The organism is Halomonas sp. JS92-SW72, from assembly GCF_003547075.1.
GTDB classification, from domain to species: Bacteria; Pseudomonadota; Gammaproteobacteria; order Pseudomonadales; family Halomonadaceae; genus Halomonas; species Halomonas alkalicola.
In genome coordinates, this window is record NZ_CP032147.1 from 3,413,734 (window position 1) to 3,431,198 (window position 17,465).

Annotated in this window: 21 protein-coding genes; 7 read left to right on the top strand and 14 right to left on the bottom strand. The window is 70.2% G+C overall.

Annotated elements, in window-relative coordinates; genetic code table 11:
* Positions 1-6 precede the first annotated feature (6 nt).
* A complete protein-coding gene (gene yaaA, locus D1793_RS16065; RefSeq protein ID WP_119023039.1) occupies positions 7-786 on the bottom strand; it encodes a peroxide stress protein YaaA in 780 nt (259 codons plus the stop codon).
* A gap of 106 nt (positions 787-892) precedes the next feature.
* The gene (locus D1793_RS16070; protein WP_119023040.1) at positions 893-1,924 is read right to left on the bottom strand and encodes an NADP(H)-dependent aldo-keto reductase; all 1,032 of its coding nucleotides are present in this window, start codon (positions 1,922-1,924) and stop codon (positions 893-895) included.
* 256 nt (positions 1,925-2,180) lie between these two features.
* On the opposite strand from D1793_RS16070, the gene D1793_RS16075 reads away from it, so the two are divergent.
* Positions 2,181-2,696: a tetratricopeptide repeat protein gene (locus D1793_RS16075; RefSeq protein WP_119023041.1), complete on the top strand. Its 516-nt coding sequence runs from the start codon at positions 2,181-2,183 to the stop codon at positions 2,694-2,696.
* A gap of 76 nt (positions 2,697-2,772) precedes the next feature.
* Positions 2,773-3,273 carry a hypothetical protein gene (locus D1793_RS16080; RefSeq protein ID WP_119023042.1) on the top strand — a complete coding sequence of 167 codons (501 nt, stop codon included), beginning with the start codon at positions 2,773-2,775 and terminating at the stop codon, positions 3,271-3,273.
* A 17-nt stretch (positions 3,274-3,290) separates the two neighbouring features.
* On the opposite strand, the gene D1793_RS16085 is transcribed toward D1793_RS16080, so the two are convergent.
* From D1793_RS16085 to D1793_RS16115, 8 genes are all read right to left on the bottom strand, one after another.
* Positions 3,291-3,845: a TIGR00730 family Rossman fold protein gene (locus D1793_RS16085; protein WP_119023043.1), complete on the bottom strand. Its 555-nt coding sequence runs from the start codon at positions 3,843-3,845 to the stop codon at positions 3,291-3,293.
* 172 nt (positions 3,846-4,017) lie between these two features.
* Positions 4,018-4,140: a hypothetical protein gene (locus D1793_RS20055; RefSeq protein ID WP_258306282.1), complete on the bottom strand. Its 123-nt coding sequence runs from the start codon at positions 4,138-4,140 to the stop codon at positions 4,018-4,020.
* Positions 4,141-4,181: 41 nt separating this feature from the next.
* Entirely contained in the window at positions 4,182-4,727 is a 546-nt protein-coding gene (locus D1793_RS16090) for a DUF501 domain-containing protein (RefSeq protein WP_119023044.1), read from the bottom strand.
* Positions 4,699-5,025 carry a hypothetical protein gene (locus tag D1793_RS16095; RefSeq protein ID WP_119023727.1) on the bottom strand — a complete coding sequence of 109 codons (327 nt, stop codon included), beginning with the start codon at positions 5,023-5,025 and terminating at the stop codon, positions 4,699-4,701. Before D1793_RS16095 ends, D1793_RS16090 begins: the two co-directional genes overlap by 29 nt.
* 81 nt (positions 5,026-5,106) lie before the next feature.
* A complete protein-coding gene (gene ybaK / locus D1793_RS16100) occupies positions 5,107-5,577 on the bottom strand; it encodes a Cys-tRNA(Pro) deacylase (protein ID WP_110070115.1) in 471 nt (156 codons plus the stop codon).
* The gene (locus D1793_RS16105; protein ID WP_119023045.1) at positions 5,574-5,981 is read right to left on the bottom strand and encodes a thioesterase family protein; all 408 of its coding nucleotides are present in this window, start codon (positions 5,979-5,981) and stop codon (positions 5,574-5,576) included. Before D1793_RS16105 ends, ybaK begins: the two co-directional genes overlap by 4 nt.
* A gap of 72 nt (positions 5,982-6,053) precedes the next feature.
* A complete protein-coding gene (locus D1793_RS16110; protein ID WP_119023046.1) occupies positions 6,054-6,866 on the bottom strand; it encodes a hypothetical protein in 813 nt (270 codons plus the stop codon).
* Positions 6,867-6,901: 35 nt separating this feature from the next.
* Entirely contained in the window at positions 6,902-7,336 is a 435-nt protein-coding gene (locus D1793_RS16115; RefSeq protein ID WP_119023728.1) for a hypothetical protein, read from the bottom strand.
* A 58-nt stretch (positions 7,337-7,394) separates the two neighbouring features.
* Between D1793_RS16115 and D1793_RS16120 the strand changes: the two genes are divergently transcribed.
* A complete protein-coding gene (locus D1793_RS16120) occupies positions 7,395-8,579 on the top strand; it encodes a PatB family C-S lyase (protein WP_119023047.1) in 1,185 nt (394 codons plus the stop codon).
* Between the two features lie 76 nt (positions 8,580-8,655).
* Here D1793_RS16120 and D1793_RS16125 read toward each other — a convergent pair whose 3' ends face one another.
* Positions 8,656-9,588: a tetratricopeptide repeat protein gene (locus tag D1793_RS16125; RefSeq protein ID WP_119023048.1), complete on the bottom strand. Its 933-nt coding sequence runs from the start codon at positions 9,586-9,588 to the stop codon at positions 8,656-8,658.
* A 77-nt stretch (positions 9,589-9,665) separates the two neighbouring features.
* On the opposite strand from D1793_RS16125, the gene D1793_RS16130 reads away from it, so the two are divergent.
* The 3 genes from D1793_RS16130 to D1793_RS16140 all read left to right on the top strand — a co-directional run bounded on the left by D1793_RS16130 (position 9,666) and on the right by D1793_RS16140 (position 13,309).
* Positions 9,666-10,436, top strand: coding sequence for a DUF3750 domain-containing protein (locus tag D1793_RS16130; protein WP_119023049.1), 771 nt, complete (start codon positions 9,666-9,668; stop codon positions 10,434-10,436).
* 242 nt (positions 10,437-10,678) lie between these two features.
* Complete coding sequence (gene gcvT / locus D1793_RS16135; RefSeq protein ID WP_119023050.1) at positions 10,679-11,794, top strand: glycine cleavage system aminomethyltransferase GcvT; 1,116 nt, start codon at positions 10,679-10,681, stop codon at positions 11,792-11,794.
* Positions 11,795-11,929: 135 nt separating this feature from the next.
* Complete coding sequence (locus tag D1793_RS16140) at positions 11,930-13,309, top strand: L-serine ammonia-lyase (protein WP_119023051.1); 1,380 nt, start codon at positions 11,930-11,932, stop codon at positions 13,307-13,309.
* Between the two features lie 109 nt (positions 13,310-13,418).
* Here the strand turns inward: D1793_RS16140 and D1793_RS16145 are convergent, their stop codons facing one another.
* Genes D1793_RS16145 through D1793_RS16155 form a run of 3 tightly spaced genes read right to left on the bottom strand, consistent with a single transcriptional unit; the run spans position 13,419 to position 16,403 of the window.
* On the bottom strand, positions 13,419-14,723 hold the full coding sequence (locus tag D1793_RS16145) for an amidohydrolase (protein WP_119023729.1): 1,305 nt from the start codon (positions 14,721-14,723) through the stop codon (positions 13,419-13,421).
* A gap of 17 nt (positions 14,724-14,740) precedes the next feature.
* A complete protein-coding gene (locus D1793_RS16150; protein ID WP_119023052.1) occupies positions 14,741-16,198 on the bottom strand; it encodes a sodium:solute symporter family protein in 1,458 nt (485 codons plus the stop codon).
* Positions 16,191-16,403, bottom strand: coding sequence for a hypothetical protein (locus tag D1793_RS16155; RefSeq protein WP_119023053.1), 213 nt, complete (start codon positions 16,401-16,403; stop codon positions 16,191-16,193). Before D1793_RS16155 ends, D1793_RS16150 begins: the two co-directional genes overlap by 8 nt.
* A 156-nt stretch (positions 16,404-16,559) precedes the next feature.
* Between D1793_RS16155 and D1793_RS16160 the strand changes: the two genes are divergently transcribed.
* Positions 16,560-17,462 carry a LysR family transcriptional regulator gene (locus D1793_RS16160; RefSeq protein WP_119023054.1) on the top strand — a complete coding sequence of 301 codons (903 nt, stop codon included), beginning with the start codon at positions 16,560-16,562 and terminating at the stop codon, positions 17,460-17,462.
* Positions 17,463-17,465: the final 3 nt, after the last annotated feature.

Consider the following 17,465-nt stretch of genomic DNA (forward strand, 5'->3'; position numbering starts at 1 on the left):
CTGCCCTCAGGCGGCGCCCTCGGGGCGGGTGAAGACCAGGGTGTCGCCCTCGCTCATGGCCGCGTTGTAGGCGTAGCCCGCGACCTTGAAGCCCTTGAGCCCCTCCGGGTCGTCCAGGCGCTCGCGGATCATCCAGGCCGCCATCAGGCCGCGCGCCTTCTTGGCGTAGAAGCTGATGATCTTGAGCTTGCCGTTCTTCTCGTCCTTGAAGACCGGGGTGATCACCCGCGCCTTGAGGGCCTTGGCGTCGATGGCCTTGAAGTACTCGTTGGAGGCCAGGTTGACCAGCACCGGGCTGCCGCTCTCGGCCACGGCCCGGTCGAGGGCCTCGGTGAGGGTGCCCTTCCAGAAGGCGTAGAGGTCCTTGCCCGCCGGGTTCGCAAGCCGGGTGCCCATCTCCAGGCGGTAGGGCTGGATCAGGTCCAGGGGGCGCAGCAGGCCGTAGAGCCCGGAGAGGATGCGCAGGTGCGCCTGGGCGAAGGCGTTGTCGTCGTCGCTGAAGGTGTCCGCCGCGAGCCCCACGTAGACGTCGCCCTGGAAGGCCTGGGCGGCCGGCTTGGCGTTCTCCGGGGTGAAGGGGGGGCGCCACTCGGCGAAGCGAGCGGCGTTGAGGGCGGCCAGCTTGTCGCTGATGCCCATCAGCTCGGAGAGCCGCTGGGGGGAGACGTCGCTCAGGATCTCGATCAGCTCGCGACTGCGGTCGAGATAGTCCGGCTGGGTGTGCATGGCGGTGGTGGCCGGGGTCTCGAAGTCCAGCGTCTTGGCGGGCGAGATCACGCTCAGCATGGGGGCGCTCCTGATCCGGTGGAAGTGCCCCGAGTATACCAAGGGCGCCGCGGCGGTTGGGCTATCGCGGTGATAGCCCTCGAGCGCGGCGCCCGCCGGCCCGGCTTCAGGGCGCCGGGTTGGGCTGGCGCCGGTGTACCGCCTCGATGGCCTCGAGCACCTCGCTGTCGAGCTTGAGGAAGTCGCTCTCGAGATTGCTCTCGAGCTGCTCCATGGTGGTGGCGCCGATGATGTTGCTGGTCAGGAAGGGGCGCGAGTTGACGAAGGCCAGCGCCATCTGGGCCGGGTCCAGGCCGGCGTCCTGGGCGATCCGCACATACTCGGCGGTGGCCGCCTCGGCCTGGGGATTGGTGTAGCGCTGGAAGCGCTCGAAGAGGGTCAGCCGCGCCCCCTCGGGCCGCACGCCCTTCAGGTACTTGCCGGAGAGCACCCCGAAGGCCAGCGGCGAGTAGGCCAGCAGGCCCACCTGCTCGCGGTGGGCGATCTCGGCCAGGCCCACCTCGAAGGTGCGGTTGAGCAGGTTGTAGGGATTCTGCACCGAGGCGACCCGCGGCAGGCCCAGTGTCTCGGCCAGCTGCAGGGCGCGCATCACCCCCCAGGGGGTCTCGTTGGAGAGACCGATGGCGCGCACCTTACCGGCATCCACCAGCTCCTTGAGGGCGCCGAGGGTCTCCTCGAGGGGCGTGGTCTCCTCCTCCTCGTCATGTTCGTAGCCGAGGCGGCCGAAGAAGTTGGTCTTCCGGTCGGGCCAGTGCAGCTGGTAGAGGTCGACGTAGTCGGTCTGCAGGCGCGCGAGGCTCGCCTCGATGGCCTGGTGCAGCTGGTCGCGGGTCAGCCGCGGACCGCCGCGGATGTGATCGAGGCCGGGGCCCGCGGCCTTGGTGGCGATGATCACGTCGTCGCGGCTGCCGCGCTGCTTCAGCCAGCTGCCGATGTAGGCCTCGGTGCGGCCCTGGGTCTCTGCCTTCGGCGGCACCGGGTACATCTCGGCGGTGTCGATGAAGTTGATGCCGAAGGCCACGGCGCGGTCGAGCTGCTCATGGGCCTCGGCCTCGCTGTTCTGCTCGCCGAAGGTCATGGTGCCAAGACACAGGCGGCTGACTTCGATGCCGGTGGTGCCCAGCGGTCGCGTCTGCATTCTCTCTTCCTCAATTGCCAGGGTCTGCGAAGGGGTGGGGCATGGGGTAAATGCATGGAGTAAAGGCATGGTAGGGGAGCCCGGCGGGGGCGGCAAATCCCCCCCGGGGTTGAGTCCCGGGCGGGGCGGGCGTATGCTGGCCGCCGCTTGCGCGCCCCTGGATTCCGGGGCGTTTTGCTTTCGCAGATGACAGACGCCGTGCACAGGGTGGTGCCGAGTGTCTCCACGTTGCGTCAACAGGACCCGGTTACTGGCCATGACACAGGCATCATCACTGTTCACCCGGCTCGAATACCGCCTGGCGGAGCAGCTGTTCCATACCCGCTGGCTGCCTCGTTCTCCGCGTACCCAGCGGCTGACCATGCACCTCTTCCAGCGCTGCGCCGATGCCGGTCATCCGGCGGCGCTCTCCGTCTATGGCCATATGCTCTTCCATCGCGGCCTGACGCCCCAGGACAAGGCCCGTGGGGCCCGCTACGTGATGGAGGCGGCCCAGGCCGGCGACATTCGCGCCCAGTATCAGGCCGCCCAGATCTACGAGCACGGCTGCGTTCTCTACCCGCGCCGCGACGATCGTGCGGTGACCTGGTATGCCCGCGCCGGCGAGTCCGGCCACCCCCTGGCGGCGGCCCGCCTGGCCCGTGCCTATGGCGAAGGCCAGCTTGGCCTGCCGGTGGATCGCGAGCGCGCCGCCGAGTGGCAGCAGCTGGCCGACCAGGCCGCCGGTCTCGCCGAGGCGCTGGACAGCGGCGAAGCCGAGACGCGACACTAGACCGACGCCCGGCCGGGGCGTGATCACGCCCCGGCCCTCTCCATCCCAAGCTTCGGCCTCGAGGACCCGCGCTCCCGTGACGCTACCGACACTGCTCGATATCGAGGCGTCCGGGTTCGGGCGCGGCAGCTACCCCATCGAGGTCGGCCTGGCTCGCCCCGATGGCAGCAGCTGCGCCTTCCTGATCCTGCCCCTGCCGGAGTGGACCCACTGGGACCCCAAGGCGGAGCTCCTGCACGGCATCAGCCGCGCGCGTCTGCAGCGCGAGGGGTATCCGGTGCGCCAGGTGGCGCGCTGGCTCAACGACGAGCTCGGCGAGCTTGGCATCGCCTACAGCGACAGCTGGGGCTACGACAACACCTGGCTGTCGCTGCTCTTCCACCATGCCGGCATGCTGCCGGCCTTCCGGCTGGAGGCGCTGCGCAAGCTGCTCAGCGAGGGGCAGCTGGCGCTCTGGAAGCAGACCAAGGAATCGCTGATCGAGGAGCTGGGCATCCGCCGGCATCGCGCCGGCGAGGACGCCCGCCTGCTGCAGCTTACCTACCAGCGTACCCGCGAGCTGGCCGACGGCGCCTGACGCGCGGGCCCGCGACGTCAGGCCGGCTCGGCAAGCCGCGCCTCGAGGATATCCAGCAGCTCGGCCGGCTCGGCGGCATCGAACAGCTCGGCCCGGGTGCGGGCGTTGAGGAAACCGTGCTCCACGGTGCTGTCGAGGAAGGCCAGCAGCGGCGTGTAGAAGCCTGCGCTGTCGAGCACGCCGATGGGCTTGTCGTGGAGCCCCAGGTAGTGCCAGGTCCAGGCCTCGAAGAACTCCTCCAGGGTGCCGATGCCGCCCGGCAGCACGATGAAGGCATCGGCGTGGGCGGCCATGCTGGCCTTGCGCTCGTGCATGTTGCGCACCCGGATCAGCTCGGTGAGGCCGCGGTGGGCCTGCTCGCGCTCCACCAGGTGATCGGGCATCACGCCGATCACCTCGCCCCCCTCGGCCATGGCGGCATCCGCCAGGGCGCCCATCAGGCCGATGCGGGCGCCGCCGTAGACCAGCACATGGCCGCGCCGGGCCAGCTCACGGCCCAGCTCGCGGGCGGTCTCGAGGAACTGGGGGTCGTTACCGTCCCTTGACCCCAGATAGACACAGAATCTTGGCATGCTCTTCTCCTTGGCAGAGGTGCGCTGGCCGCCTGTTGGCCGGGGCGCTGTCACCTCGTCACAGGGCCATATGCTGGCGCCGAGGGCCTGTCGCCGCAAGCCCTTTCCCACCCCCGGAAACGACGAAGGGCGCCGAGGTGGCGCCCTTCGCGGGATGTCGCTTGCCGGCGGCTCAGCGCGTGCCCTCGGCGTCACGCTTCATGGCCTGGCGCAGCAGCTTGAGGCCGACGCCGGTGATCACGAACATGCTGGCAATCAGGGCGAGGCTGGCAACGACATGGGTATCGAGGTACATCGGGGGCTCCTTGTTGGGTGTCGAGAGTGAGGCGTTGAGGGTCAGGGGGAATGGGGTCGGGATCCGCCGGGCAGGCAGTCGGCCACGCCGTACTCGGCGTCCATCCACTGGCCGATAACGTTGTCACCGCACAGGTGGTGGGCGTACTGGGTGTGCAGGCAGCGTATCTGGTCCCAGTTGGCGATGCCGCCGATGCCGCGCTCGGTGAGCACGCCATCGTAGCCCAGCCGGATTACCTCCGCCTTTTGTGCCTCGCTCATGTGGCGCCAGCGGGCCGCCACGTAGTCGCGATGGCTTGCGTGGTAGGCGGCGAGGAACTCGGGCTCCTCCTGCAGGCGCGCCTCCAGCTGCTTGATCACGCCGACGGCCTCGATGCGCGAGATCTCCACCTTGAGCCGCTCGGAGCAGAGCCAGTAGAGGGTCGGAAAGGGCTTGCCGTCGACGATCGGCGCCATGCGCAGCACCAGCGGGGTGCCCTCGCTGTCGGTGGCCGCCACGGCCTCGATGCCGCGCGGAGCGCGGCCCAGCTGCGCGGTGATGATCGCCAGCTGGCGCTCGTCAGGAGTCTGATCGGTGCGGATCACCATCGTCGGGGTCCCGTAGAAACTTGTTGGACTGGCCGACGGCCAGGAAGAAGGCGCGGTTGAGCTGCTCGGGGGTGGGCGCATAGCGCCACTCCCGCTCGCAGTAGTCCGCGGCCCGGGCCATCAGCACGTCGTAGAGTCGATTGAACGGGGCATCATAATCGTAGGGGTCGGCGCCGAACAAGCGGATGTGGGGATAGTCGGCGAAGCGCTCGACGAAGTAGCGGATCAGATCCGCCTCAACGGCGCGGTGCCGGGCGACGTTGTCGGGGTCCAGCCAGAGGTCGTAGCGGATGGCCATGATCAGCTCCTGTCGGGGGCGGGTGTCGGCCGAGCCGGCCATGTGATTGGGACAGCATGACACGCCGTTTGGCTCGCCGCGTCAGCCTCTGGCGAGCGGGGCCAGCCTGGCGCCGGTGAGGCGCACCAGATCGGCGGGGGCCAGGCGGATCTCCAGCCCGCGCCGGCCGCCGCTGACGTGGATCGCCGGCAGCGCCGCGGCGCTTTCGTCCAGGAAGGTGGCCAGGCGGCGCTTCTGCCCCAGCGGACTGATGCCGCCGACCACGTAGCCGGTGGCACGCTGGGCCGCCTCGGGCTCGGCCATGGCGGCCCGGCGGGCGCCGGCGGCGCGAGCCAGCGCCTTGAGGTCGAGCTGGCCCGCGACCGGCACGATGGCCACCGCCAGGCGGCCGTCGTCGAGCTTGACGAGCAGGGTCTTGAACACCTCGTCGGGGGAGAGCCCCAGGGCGCGCGCCGCCTCCTCGCCGTAGGCGGGGGTGCGCGGGTCGTGCGCGTACTCCGCCAGGGTAAAGGCCACGCCGGCCCGCTCGAGCTGCTTGACGGCGGGGGTCATGCGGCCACCGGCTCCTCCCGCACGTGGGCTTCCAGCGCCGCGCGCAGCGCCCCCTCGATGGGCACGGCCTTCTTGCTCTGGTGGTCGAAATGGACCATCACGGTGCGGCCGATGTTGGTCATCCGGCCCTCCTGGTGGGCCTCCTGGGTCACCGTGAAGGAGCTGTTGCCGAGCCGCGAGACGTAGGTGCGGATCTCGATCTCGCTGCCGTACTGGAGCTCGGCGAGGTACTCCACCTCCATGCGGGCCATGATCAGGCGCCACTGGCGCGGGTCGAGGTCCGGAGTGAAGAGGCGGAAGAGGTCGTTGCGGGCCAGCTCGAACCAGGCCGGCAGCCGGGTGTTGTTGATATGGCCCAGGGCATCGGTGTCGTAGAAGGCGGGCTCGACGGTGCGGGTGAACATGGCGGCGCTCCTTGTTGTCGTTTCGATTGCTGTGATCCGGGCAGGACAGCTTTGCCCCAAGCAAGCGCTCGGTCAAGCCCGGGCGGTGCGCCTGCCCAGTTGCCACGCCTGCAGCCGGGTCCAGCCCAGCAGCCAGAGGGTGGCCACGGCGAAGCCGGCGAGGGTGCCCAGGCCAAGTCCCAGCACCGGGTAGGCCAGGGAGACGCAGAGGGTGTAGCTGAGCAGCGAACCGAGCCCCGCCGGGTAGTGCTTGATCACCGTGGCCACCGGGCCGGGGCCGTGGGTCAGGTGCAGGATCACCAGGAAGGGGAACATGGTGACCGGAAAGGCCGCCATGACGCCTGCCCAGGCCGCCGGCAGGACGTGGGCGAGGCCGGTGATCACGAAGATGATGGCGGCGGCGAGCAGGGCGCGCACGCCCAGCGCCGCCCAGGAGAAGCGTCCGCCGGGGCGCGCGGGACTGTCGGGCACCCGCCGGTAGAGCCAGGTGAACAGCGCGATGGCCGCCAGGGTGGTGAGGGTGCCGGTGAGGCGATCGAACTCCACCCGGGTGAGCAGCAGGCTCACCGCCAGGAAGGCGGCCAGGCCCGCCGCGGTGCCGGTCAGCACGCCGGGCAGGCCCGGGCGGCGGCCGGCCAGCAGGTAGCCGCCGCCGAGTGCCAGGGTGGCGGTGAAGCCGGCCAGGGTATGCACCGCGCTCTCGGCGGCGAAGCCCGTGGAGAGCTCCAGGCCGATGAAGAACAGGGCGATGGCGGTGCCCAGGGGGTAGCCGGCCAGCAGGCCGGCGACCCGGGGGCTGACGCGCACGGCGATGGCGCCGAGGCCCAGCACCATGCCGATCGAGACCAGAAGCTTGGCAAGCTGCCAGCTCAAGGGGACGTCCATGGGGTTTCCTTGTCGTTATGAAGGGGCCTGGTCGGCTAGATGAGCCGCAGGCCCTGGCGGTCCAGCCAGGCAGCCTTGAGGGGCGCGGCCAGCGGCCCGCGCAGGTGGGCCGGCAGGGCGGCCTCGGCGCTCTCGTGGTCGGCGAAGTCGCGGTTGCGCAGCCAGCAGTAGGCCCAGGCGCAGGCCTCGTCGTCGTTCCCGGGCAGCGGCCGGGCGGGCATCTGCATCAGCAGGAAGGCGGCGGTGCGCGCCGCCCACAGCGGGATCTCGTCACCCGCCTCCGGCGCGGTCCAGGCCACCAGGGTGGCCCCATCCGGCGTGGCTTCTGGCTGGCCCAGTCTGGCGACCCGTGCGGTCTCGGCGAGGATCAGCGCCAGGCGGTCGGCGTCGCCCTGGCCCAGGGTGCGCCACTGGTCGATCAGTGCAGGCAGGCCGCGGCGTACCTTGGCATAGAAGCCGTCCTGGGGCATCGTGCTGGTCATGGCATCGTCCTGGTCATTGCAGGGCCCTGAAGTTAAGGAGTGAGACATGGACTTCGATTTTGCCACGCCGGTGGAGCGGCGGCACCCGTCAGGCGAGCGCCCGTCCGACTGGCCGTCCCAGAAGTGGCACCGTTACGACGACGAGGTGCTGCCGCTGTGGGTCGCCGATATGGACTTCGTCTCGCCCCCGGCGGTGCTCGCGGCGCTGCGCGCCCGGGTCGACCACGGCGTGTTCGGCTATGGCCTGGTGCCGGGCTCCCTGCGCGAGACCCTCTGCGCCTGGAGCGAGTGCCACTATGGCTGGTCCATCGAGCCCGACTGGCAGCTGTGGCTGCCCGGGGTGGTGCCGGCGCTTCACCTGGCCAGCCTGGCGCTGACCGAGCCGGGCGACGGGGTGCTGACCGTGACGCCCATCTACCCGCCCTTCCTGCGAGTGGCCGAACGCACCGGCCGTACGCCCCAGCAGGCGGCGATGGCCGAGCCCGCAGCCCCCGGCGCGCCCTGGCGGCTCGATCTCGCGGCGCTGGAGGCGGCGATCACCCCGCGCACCCGGCTGCTGCTCTGGTGCCACCCCCACAACCCCACCGGACGAGTCTGGCGCCGTGACGAGCTCGCCGGCCTGGCCGAGCTGGTGGTGCGCCACGACCTCTGCGTGGTCTCCGACGAGCTGCACTGCGACCTGCTGCTGGACGAGGGCGCCCGGCACGTGCCGCTGGCCGCGGCCTTCCCCGAGCTGGCCGCTCGCACCTTAACGCTTTGGGCGCCCTCCAAGACCTTCAACCTGGCGGGGCTGACCACCGCCTGCGCGGTGATCCCCGATGCTGCCCTGCGCCGTCGCTTTGCCGCCGTGGCCAGGGGGCTGACGCCGGACGGCAACGTGCTGGGACTGCTGGCCGCCGAGGCCGCCTACGGCCAGGGCGAGCCCTGGCGCCAGGCGCTGCTCGAGGTGCTGCGCGGCCATCGGCAGGCGCTCGTCGAGCGGGTGGCCCGCTGGCCGGGGGTCACGATGAGCGCGCCCGAGTCCACCTACCTGGCCTGGCTCGACCTGCGCCAGGCGCCGGCACTGGCCGGCAGCGACTCGCCCCAGCAGGCGCTGCTGCAGCGTGCCGGGGTGGCGCTCTCGGACGGCGCCGACTTCGGCGCGCCGGGGTTCGCCCGGCTCAACTTCGGCACCACGGCGACCCAGTTGGAGGCGGCGCTGGCGCGCCTGGATGGCGTGCTGGCGGGCTGAACGTGAACGCCCCGGGCGCTTGCCCGGGGCGTCTTGCTGGGGCGCCTGCCCCTGGTCGTACCGCGTCGGTGCCCGCTCAGTAGAGCAGGGCGAAGAGCCGGCGGCGGTAGGTGACCGTCAGCGGATGGTCGGCCCCCAGGGCGTCGAAGACCCGCAGCAGGGTCTTGCGGGCGGCGTCATCGCCATAGGCGCGGTCGGCCTTCATCAGCGCCAGCAGGGCATCGAGGCCCGCCTCGTAGTTGCCGTCGGCGACGTTTCGCAGGGCGCGCAGATACTGCGCCTCGCTGTCGTCGCGCTCGCCCAGGGCGGCCAGCTCTTCGGCGCTGGGGGCCTCCTCGCCGAACTCGATGCTGGCGCGCACACCCCGGGCCGGGGCGGCGTCGCGCTCCTCCGGGGGCAGGTTGTCGAGCAGTGCGCGGGCGTCGGCGGCGCGGCCCTCGGCCACCAGGGCCCGGGCCAGCTCCACCTGGAAGGGGTAGTGCTGGGGGTTCTGCTGCACCAGCTCCTCGTAGAGGGCGCGGGCGGTGGCGGCATCGCCGGTGGCCAGGGCCTCGGCGGCCTGCTCCTCGGGGCTGGCCGGGGCGTCCTCCGGCGCCGGGAAATAGCGGCCCAGCCATTCGCGGACCTGCTTCTCGGGCAGCGCGCCCTGGAAGTGGTCGACCAGGCCGCCCTGGCTGATCAGCTTGACGTCGGGCACCGAGCGCACGCCGAGCTGGGCGGCGATCTCCTGATTCTCGTCGATGTTGAGCTTGGCCAGGATGAAGGCGCCACGGTATTCACGGGCCAGCTTCTCCAGGATCGGCATCAGGTTCTTGCAGGGCTCGCACCAGGGGGCCCAGCAGTCGAGCAGTACCGGCACCTGCATGGAGAGCTCCAGCAGCTGCTGGATATTGCCGGCATCGGCGTCGACGATCACCTCGGGGGCGTCGCCGGCGGGGGCGGGATCGCTGGCGCCGGAGGGCGTGTCGGCGGCGAGGGGCTCGCCGGTGCGCGGGTCGACGATGGGCATGGTTGGGGTTCCCGGGTCAGAGTGGATTTGCACAGAAGATGCGGGTAACCGCGGGCGTATTCAAGGGGAGGGGCGCGATGGGGATGCTGTGGCGGCTGCTCGCCGGGCTGGTGCTGATGCTGTCGCTGCTGCTGGCGGGGCCGCTGTGGATGCTTGCCAGCGAGGAGGTGGCGACGGGCCGGCACTGGGCCTCGGCGGGACGCGAGCCGGCGGGGCTGGCGCCTACGCCTGCCGAGGCGCCGGAGGCGGTCGTGCAGCTCTATGCCGCCCGCGCCTGGGGTTGGCGGGGCGCCTTCGGTGTGCATACCTGGATCGCTACCCGGGAGGCCGGTGCCCCGCAGTGGCAGCTGCATCACGTGATGAGCTGGCGGCGCCCGGCGCTGGTCAGCGAGACCACCGCCGCCCCCGACCGTGCCTGGTACGGCAGCACGCCGGCGCTGCTGGCAGACTACCGCGGAGCGCCCGCCGAGGCGCTGATCCCGGCCATCGAGGCGGCGGTGGCGGACTACCCCGCCCCGCAGGCCTATCGCGCCTGGCCGGGGCCCAACAGCAACACCTTCACCGCCTGGGTGGTGCGCGAGGTGCCGGGGTTCGAGGCGGTGCTGCCGGTGACCGCGGTGGGCAAGGACTACCTGCTCGATGGCCCCCTGGCGCCGGCGCCGGGGGGCCGGGGCATGACCGCCTCCCTGGGAGGCGTGCTCGGCCTCACCCTGGGCCTCGACGAGGGGGTGGAGCTGAACCTGCTGGGGCTGGCCGTGGGCCTCGACCTGCGTCGTCCGGCGCTCAAGCTGCCCGGCGTGGAGCGCCTGGGCATGGCGCCCCTCGTCAAGGGGACGGACGGCGGCTAACTTGCGGCGGCATGCCGGTCGCCCCATGTTTCCCATGGGAAACCCGTTCTCCCGCCTGCCGGCAAGCTTTCCCGGAACTTGCTGGAATGTGGCCATGGCGTCGCGAACGCGATTCTCCCCTCGCACCCATTGTTTCCAATAGGAAACATGGTCTACTCTTGACCCATCCGAAACCGAGTCGGTCCGGCACTCAGCGATGGGGGCCGGGTCGAATGCCATGATCGCTTGTAGAGGCCGCCGCGATGAGCCAGCTGAACCGTACCCCCCTCCATGACCTCCATGTGGAACTGGGCGCCAGGATGGTGCCCTTCGCCGGCTACGAGATGCCGGTGCAGTACCCGCTAGGCGTGAAGAAGGAGCACGAGCATACCCGTGCCGCCTGCGGCCTGTTCGACGTCTCACACATGGGCCAACTGCTGCTGCGCGGCCCCGCTCCTGCCGAGGCGCTGGAGACCCTGGTGCCGGCGGACATCATCGGCCTGCCCGAGGGGATGCAGCGCTATGCGCTGTTCACCAACGAGGAGGGCGGGATTCTCGACGACCTGATGGCGGTCAACGCCGGCGACCACCTCTACCTGGTGGTCAACGCCGCCTGCAAGGCGCAGGACATCGCCCACCTGCGCGCGCACCTGCCCGAGGGCCACGAGATCGAGGTGCTGGACCGGGGGCTGATCGCCCTGCAGGGGCCCAAGGCCGCCACGGTCATGCAGCGGCTCTGCCCGGCGGCCTGCGAGATGATCTTCATGCAGCACGGCCGCTTCGAGATCGCGGGCATCCCGGTCTGGGTCAGCCGCAGCGGCTATACCGGCGAGGATGGCTTCGAGATCTCGGTCGCCGCCGAGCAGAGCGATGCGCTGGCCCGCCGCCTGCTGGCGGAGCCGGAGGTGGAGGCGATTGGCCTGGGCGCCCGCGATTCCCTGCGTCTGGAGGCGGGGCTCTGCCTCTACGGCCACGATATCGACACCACCACCACGCCCGTCGAGGCCGGCCTGATCTGGGCAATCGGCAAGTCGCGCCGCCATGGCGGCGAGCGCCCTGGCGGTTTCCCCGGCGCCGAGACGATCCTCCACCAGGTGGAGGCCAAGGACCACAGCCGCAAGCGGGTCGGACTGCTCGGCGAAGGACGCGCCCCGGTGCGCGAGGGCACCGAGCTCTATGACGCCGAGGGCAACCTGATCGGCATCGTCACCTCCGGCGGCTTCGGCCCCAGCGTGGGCAAGCCGGTAGCTCTGGGCTATGTGCCGGTGGCGCTGGCTGAGGTCGGTACCACGCTCTTCGCCGAGGTGCGCGGCAAGCGTCTGCCGATGGTGGTCAGCCCGACCCCCTTCGTCGCGCCGGGCTACTACCGCGGCAAGTGAGGGTGCCTATGCTGTCAGGGTGGGGCGACCCTCGGCGGCTCGGCCCCGCTTCATCGGCCGTAAGATCCATAACATTCGATTCATCACATTCGATTCATAACAACAGGGCCGCTCCGCGGCCCAGGGTGGTACAGCATGTCAATCAGCGTCTTCGACCTGTTCAAGGTCGGCGTCGGGCCCTCGAGCTCCCACACCGTGGGGCCCATGCGGGCCGCCTGTGACTTCCTCGACGAGCTGAAGGCGCGCGAGCTGCTGACGCGGGTGGCGCGCCTCGAGGTGCAGCTGTTCGGCTCGCTCTCCGCCACCGGGATCGGCCACGGCACCGATCGCGCGGTGATCATGGGGCTGATGGGCGAGCGGCCGGACCGCATCGACCCCGCCATCATCGTGCCCTGCATCGAGGAGCTGCAGGAGTCTGAGGCGCTGCTGCTGGATGGCCGCCACAGCGTGCCCTTCCTGTGGGCTCGCGACATGCAGCTGCTCGACGAGAGCCTGCCGCATCACCCCAACGCCATGCGCCTGATCGCCCACGGCCACGCCGGCGAGCTCCACCGCAACACCTACTACTCGGTGGGTGGCGGCTTCGTCATCGATGCGGCCCAGGCCGAGCGGGGCGAGCTCGACAGCGACACCACCGCGCTGCCCTACGACTTCCAGACCGGCGACGACCTGATGCGCATGTGCCGGGAGAGCGGCCTGTGCATCAGCGAGCTGATGCTGGAGAACGAGAAGGCGTGGCGCAGCGAGGAGGAGATCCGCGACGGCCTGCTTGCGATCTGGGCCGCCATGCAGGATTGCGTCCGGCAGGGCATGGAGGCCGAGGGCGTGCTGCCGGGTGGCTTGAACGTCAAGCGCCGCGCCAAGGTCCTCCATCAGCGCATGCTGGCCAGCGAGGATGACCACTCGCTGATCGCCTCGACCATGTCGGCCATGGACTGGGTCAACCTCTACGCCCTGGCGGTCAACGAGGAGAACGCCGCCGGCGGGCGCATGGTCACCGCCCCCACCAACGGGGCGGCGGGGATCATCCCCGCGGTGCTGCACTACTACATGCAGTTCCGGAAGGGGGCGAGCGAGCGCGACGTGGTGAGCTTCCTGCTCACCGCCGGGGCGGTGGGGATCCTGTGCAAGAAGAACGCCTCGATCTCCGGCGCCGAGGTGGGCTGCCAGGGCGAGGTGGGCTCCGCCTGCGCCATGGCCGCCGCCGGGCTCACCGAGGTGATGGGGGGCAGCGTGGCCCAGGTGGAGAACGCCGCCGAGATCGGCCTGGAGCACAACCTGGGGCTGACCTGCGACCCGGTGGGGGGGCTCGTTCAGGTGCCCTGCATCGAGCGTAACGCCATCGCCTCGGTGAAGGCGATCAACGCCGCCCAGATGGCGCTGCGCGGCGACGGCGAGCACTTCATCTCCCTGGACAAGGTGATCCGCACCATGCGCGACACCGGGGCCGACATGCAGGCGAAGTACAAGGAGACCTCGAAGGGGGGGCTGGCCGTCAGTGCCATCGAGTGCTGAGGCCGGCGCAGTCACGCCCGCCGCCACGCAGAAAGGCCGCCCCTCGGGGCGGCCTTTCTGCATGGTGGTGTATGAGCGTGGCGTATGAGCGTGCCGTATGAACTGGGCCTCAGCGGGCCAGCCAGGCCAGGGCCCCCGCGGCCATGGCCTCGATGCCGGTGCGCAGGGTCACCGGGTTGCCCGGGAAGTAGTAGGGGGAGTGGGGCATTTCCAGGTGGCGCATCTTCTCGGTCACGCTCGCCCCGGGGGTGTCGGCCCAGCGCGCTGCTGGCGTCGCGCCGATGAACCAGTAGACGCAGGGAATATCCTCGCCGCCGAAGCCGCCCGCTTCGGCGTTGCCGAAGAAGGGGAAGTCCTCGCTGCCGTTGAGCCGCGGCATGGCGTAGAGGCTGGCCTCGCCGAAGTGCTCGGCGTGGGCGCGGCGCACATGCTCCACCGCTACGGCATCGTTGTGCAGGGCGATGGTCTCGTTGAGCACCCGGAACTCCGGCGGCCTGGGCGAGCGCCCCGCCTCGCACTCGGCGCGCACGATGCGCTCGATGCTCGCGACCACCTGGCGGTGCAGGGCGTTGTCGAAGCTGCGCACGTTGATCTCGAGCTCCGCCGAATGCGGGATGATGTTGGCCTGGGTGCCGGCGGCAAGCTTGCCGACGGTGACCACCACGGTCTCCTCCGGCGGCACCTCCCGGGAGACGATCGTCTGCAGGCGGGTCACCACGTGGGCGGCGATTACCACCGGGTCCACCGTCTGGGCCGGCATGGAGCCGTGGCCCCCGGCTCCGTGGATCGTCACCGCCAGGTTGGTGCAGGCCGCCATGGCGCCGCCGGCAATATGGCCGACGGTGCCGGCCAGGGCCGGCATGTTGTGCTGGCCGAGGACCACGTCGGGGCGGCCGAAGCGCGTGTAGAGGCCGTCGTCGAGCATCGCCCTGGCGCCGCCGAAGATCTCCTCGGCGGGCTGGCAGATCAGCATCAGGGTGCCGGACCAGTGCGTCCGAAGCCCGGCCATCACCGCGGCGGCACCCACCACGCAGCTGCTGTGCAGGTCATGGCCGCAGGCGTGCATCAGCGGCACCTCGTTGCCGTCATCGGCGATGGCGGTATCGCGGCTAGCGAAGTCGAGGCCGGTCGCCTCCTTGATCGGCAGGGCGTCCATGTCGCCGCGCAGCATCACCGTGGGGCCCTCGCCGTTTCGGAGCAGCGCCACCACGCCGGTGCCGCCCACGCCACGGGTCACCTCATAGCCGAGCCCCTCCAGGGCCTCGGCGAGCCGTGCGGATGTCTCATGCTCCTGGAAGGGCAGCTCCGGATGCTGGTGCAGCTGGCGATAGAGCGTCTGGATCTGCTCGAGGGTCGCGTCTACCTGGGCGCCGATGGCGCCCTTGAGATCCAGCGTCGGGGATTGGGTTGTCATCATGGCCTCCATGGCGCTCATTGGGTGCGTTGCGGGGTCGAAGCCGCGAGGGCGGGCTTGCCGAGCCACTGCCAGGCCGCCACCACCCCGACGTTGAGCAGCATCGCCCAGACGCCGGCGTGCCAGCCCAGCGGCGAGCTCCAGACGAAGTCCATCAGCAGGTAGGCGAGGCTGCCGACCAGGGCGCCGGCCATCACGCTGGCGCGACGCAGCTGCGGCAGGAACAGAGCGCCGATGACCATCGGGAAGAGCTGGACGATCAGCCCGTAGGCGCCGAGCAGCAGCAGCACCAGCGAGGCGGGGTTGGCCAGGGCGAACAGGTAGGCGATCAGCGACAGGCCGAGCACGCTCCAGCGGGTGGCGCGTACCACGCTCTTCTCGCTTGCCCCCTTCATCACGGTGGGGCCGACCACGTCGCGGACCAGCACGATGGCGGCGGTATGGGCCAGGTTGGCGCCGGTGGACATGGCCGCCGCCAGGGCGCCGGAGAGCATCAGGCCGACCACCCAGGGGGAGAAGTTGGCCACGTCCATGACCATGCGCAGCAGCACGGTGTCGGAGCGCGCCAGGGGCTCGTCGGCGAACACCAGGATGCCGGCGAAGCCGATGAACAGCAGCGGCACCAGCAGGTAGGCATAGAGGGGATAGAAGACGCTGACCTTGCGCAGGGTCTTGCCGCTGTCGGCCGAGTAGAACTTCATGAACAGGTGTGGCCACATGGCACCGCCGAAGGCGCTGACCAGCACCGCGGTGCTGAAGTAGCCCCAGTTCATGCCGGTGGCCCCGGGCATGGTCAGGTATTCGGGCATGGTCAGCTGGATCTGGCTGAACATCTCGCCGACCCCGCCATAGAGGCGCTCGGAGATCGACAGGCCCAGGAACCAGGCGATGGCGATCATCATGATGCCCTGGATCAGGTTGGTCCAGCCGATGCCGTTCAGGCCGCTGCAGAAGACGTAGGCGGCGACCACCATGAAGGCCAGCAGCGCGCCGAGCCAGAAGGGGATCAGGCCGTCGGTGGCGGCCTGGAACAGCAGGCCGGCGCCGGCGATCTGGATGGTCAGGTAGGGCACCAGGGCCAGCACCCCGATCACCCCGGCCAGGATGCCGAGCGGCTTGCTCTGGTAGTGGTCGGCGATCATATCGCCCTGGGTCAGGTAGCCCTTCTCGCGCCCCAGTGCCGCGACCCGCGGGCCCATGGCCCAGATGGTGATCGGCACCAGCGAGAGGTAGGCGAGGATATAGAAGGCCGGCGCGCCGTGCTGGTAGCTCCAGCCCGGTGCTCCCAGGAAGGCGAAGGCGGAGAAGATCTCGGCGCCGAGGATGAAGAAGAGGATCACCACGCCCACGTGGCGTCCGCCGGCCACGTAGCCTTCGAGGCTCGAGCTCTCCTGGCCGCGGGCGCGCAGGCCGACCCAGAGCACGCCGACGAGGTAGGTCAGGGTGATGCCGACGACGATCAGCGAATCATTCATGACGGCCACCCCCGTGACGCACCACGAAGGCCACCCACATGCCGGCGAACAGCACCAGCATCCAGAGGATGTACCAGAAGAACAGGAAGGGGAGGCCGAGCACGGTGGGCTCGATGCGGTTGGCGATCAGGGCGCCGGGCCAGATCATGGCCAGGGTGCACAGCGCGAAGTGCAGCCCCGTCAGCAGGTGGTAGGTCTTGGTCATCGTGAGGGTCCAGCTCGCAAGGCGAGACTTGTTGTGGGTTGTCACTCCACTATGAAACGCTCCCTGCGATAGAAAAAATATAGGTTTTGCATGGCTGACATGCCGAAGTGATATGGCTAGAGTGGAGGCTCCTCGCTTCAGGGCGCCGAGACCCCCATGGAATTTCGCCAACTCAGCTATTTCATTGCGGTTGTGGAGACGGGCTCGATCTCGGCCGCCAGCCGCCGCGTGCACGTGGCCCAGCCGGCGCTGACCCGCCAGATACGACTATTGGAGGAGAGCCTCGAGACGCAACTGCTGGAGCGACACGCCAGGGGCGTGCGGCTGACGGTGGCGGGGCGGCTGCTCTTCGAGGAGGCCGTGGCCCTGCTCGACCGCCGCAGCCAGATCAAGGCGCGGCTCTCGGCGCTGGGCAGCGGCATGACCGGCAAGCTGAGCCTCGGGGTCACGGTGACCCACCTGTGGGTGCCGGAAGTCGCCGGCCTGATGAACCGCTACCGGCAGCGCTACCCGCAGGTGGGCTTCGAGGTCTTTCCGCTGCTCTCCGGCCCTCAGCTCGAGCGGCTGCGCGAAGGCACCCTGGATGCCGGCATCCTCTACCTCGACAGCGCCGAGCAGCACGGCCTCGAGACCCGGCGGCTGCAGGACGACCACCTGATCCTGGCGGTGCCATCCTCCTCGCGCTGGGCCGGCTCGCCGCCGCAGCGCCTGCACGAGCTCGAACAGGCGGACTTCATCTGGGGCTTTCGCAGCGTCTCGCCGGTCTACTACGACCGGGTGATGACCCACTTCCAGCGCCTCGACTTCCACCCGCGGATCGTCCAGTTCGGTGCCGACAATACCGCCATCCTGAGCATGGTGGCCGCCGGCCTTGGTATCGCCATCGTGCCCGCCGCCAGCGCCTGCCTGCCCATGCCGGGGGTTCACTTCCTTGGGCTGGCCGAGCTCGCCGCCTGCGACATGCCGCTGTGGCTGGCCTGGCGCACGGGCAACGACTCTCCCGCGCTGGATAACCTGGTGTCGCTGGCCGGCAGCTGCTTCGGTGGGGAGCAAGGGTAGGCG